The organism is Barnesiella sp., from assembly GCF_022723415.1.
GTDB classification, from domain to species: domain Bacteria; phylum Bacteroidota; class Bacteroidia; order Bacteroidales; family Barnesiellaceae; genus Barnesiella; species Barnesiella intestinihominis.
The window spans coordinates 1-2,341 of record NZ_JAIJHU010000119.1 but is presented as its reverse complement, the minus strand read 5'-3'; the positions used below and the strand labels follow the sequence as shown (position 1 = coordinate 2,341).

General features: G+C 36.9%; 3 protein-coding genes and 1 pseudogene. All 4 read right to left on the bottom strand.

Annotated features, from left to right (window positions below; all coding sequences use genetic code 11):
- The coding region (locus tag QVD32_RS12915; RefSeq protein ID WP_287710349.1) for a heparinase II/III family protein at nt 1–611 on the bottom strand (611 nt) is incomplete at its 3' end.
- A 123-nt stretch (nt 612–734) separates the two neighbouring features.
- A complete protein-coding gene (locus QVD32_RS12910) occupies nt 735–1,448 on the bottom strand; it encodes a hypothetical protein (protein ID WP_264901151.1) in 714 nt (237 codons plus the stop codon).
- Complete coding sequence (locus tag QVD32_RS12905; RefSeq protein ID WP_264901152.1) at nt 1,417–1,908, bottom strand: Panacea domain-containing protein; 492 nt, start codon at nt 1,906–1,908, stop codon at nt 1,417–1,419. The genes QVD32_RS12910 and QVD32_RS12905 overlap by 32 nt, the downstream gene beginning before the upstream one ends.
- A gap of 139 nt (nt 1,909–2,047) precedes the next feature.
- Nucleotides 2,048–2,341, bottom strand: a pseudogene (locus QVD32_RS12900) (GDP-mannose dehydrogenase); the annotation flags it as partial.

The window sequence follows — 2,341 nt, the reverse complement described above, 5'->3', positions numbered from 1 at the left end:
ATATAAGAAGCCATATTCTTGATGCCATTCTCCATATCCATGATCAAGGCACCATTAGGCGTATATCCTTTCTTGCGAAGAAAAGCCAAAGCTACAGTCCATTGGATACAACGTATGGCAATCTCCATCACACTAGTCCAAGAAATACCATGGAGAAAAGGATTTTTTTTGTTCCAATCCAAGAACAACCCTTCTAGCTCTTTTGCATATTTTTCCTCTCCTGTAGCATAATAAGCCTTAGCTAACAAGGCAAACTGGAAGTGTCTATTCAATTCCCAATTCGTTCTTGCATCACCTATTTCGTCTTTCTGTTTATAGCCTAAGGAATAGCTGAAATCCGTCCCCCATTCTTTATATGTCTGGAATCCTGCACTCCATCTTTCCTTATATATTTGATAATCATACCCGCCAAGGATATGAATGTCTGTATTCAGATGGAAAGCAATATTCTTGAAATTCAGACCAACATGATCGGGATCAAATTTCAGAGATTGTAGCCGACTATCGAAAAGGTAAGCCGTTACGGCTACATCACGCTTACCATAAAGCTTCTTTTCCTGCCCTTGCAGATGTCTTTGGGCAATACGCCAATTCACCTCCTGAAAGTTCATAGCTCTCAGGCGGTTATAATACCACAAAAGGGTTCCCATCAAAAATTTTAAAAGATATAAGTTACTTAGTGATAACTAACATATGATTATCACTAAGCTAAAGAAATACTAAAAAATTATTAATTAAAGATTTTCCAAAAGAAATTCTTGGAATTTCTCCACAAACGAACCATCTTCCAACATATTTCGAAGAGGTTGAATCATGGCTGATTCCATACAGAAATAAGACATATCATCCCCATACAAGAAATCCTCGGCATCTTGTTCTAATGCAGCATCAAGACTCGCATGCTTGGCTATTCTTGCCTTCAAGTCATCAATTTCAGACGAACAAGGCTCTATCTTTCTAACCTTATAGTTACTATAGTTAGACAATTGAGCATTGTGATTTGGGTCTAAGAAGACAACATAAAAAACAGTATGATCAGCACTAAAGAAACCAATAATCCTACCATTGGCTGTAGAAATTTCTATTTGCCAAAAGGGATTTTCTTTTCCATCCGGCATATTCTCCTTATCTATAAAAGAAAAATCCGCCATACACAATGCAGACTTTCCTGGCGATAAGTCCAATGTATGAAGCCGTAATTGCTTTCTATCTGTATAAGAAGACAAAAGAGACTCAGGATCTTTATCTGACAACAAAGCCAATTGCTGAAGCAACCCACTCATCCAAACATCATTCTTTCCAGTGATACCAAAGTTAGCAATCTGACGAAAATATCTAAAACTGAACGACAAACGTTGCTTTTTAACCTTGTCATTCAAATTTACATTCAAGTTTTGTCCTTGTCCCTTAGTCAGATTAGGCTTTGAGTGATTCGTATTTTTTGCCATAATAATCTTTCATTACCTCTTCTGTTATCTCATTATTACATCTTTCCATTGGCTTAAATCCCTTGCGGGCATTAATCCAAGGGGCTTCGTTATGAGTCATTGCTTCAATCTGCACACCACTGTATTGGGCATAATTCTCAAGAATGTAGTCTATAAATTCTATATCTTTCAAATCAATTTTGCTTGGAGAATCATAGTCCAAAACATCCTCTTTCTCGATGAAAGAATACAGATTTTTATTCTCTTTAAAACGATCATATAATTGGATACACACCGGTCCATGAACCCATGCCTCAAACCTTGCATTCATCATTGGTTCACCATTGATGCCCAAAGACCATGCTTGGATATAATACATGATTTTCTGAAGCTTCAAGTTTATCAACGAGAAGCGCTCATCGCTATTAAGTGAGAGTATCACATAGTCTGCGACAAAATTAACATCATACGGTCTCTTCATAATTTAGCTGATTCTTTCAAATACTTTATTTGCGACTGCAAAGTTAAGGAATTATTTGCATAATACAAAACTTCACATACTATGCAGTCGCAAAAATGGTGTTATTTACATTTATTTAATCTATTTTATTAGAAATCTTTTAGAACTCAGTCTGTTTGAAGTTCATCTTGTGCTCTTCATTCTGAGCTTCATGATTCTGGTTGATGTCTCCCCAGGAGATACCCTCATACTTGCCATCATAGTTCACTTCTTTCCACTGGCGAACCAAGTCAATGACAATCTTGTTTGGATAATTCTTCAAAACATCCTCGAATTCCTTTTCCTTATTAGTTACCACAAGCACGTCGCTGTTCTTGCATACATCATCCAAGTCGGCAGTAACGAAATGCTGCAAGTGTGGAATCTTAGCCATGATAAAGTCCTTGTTGGTACC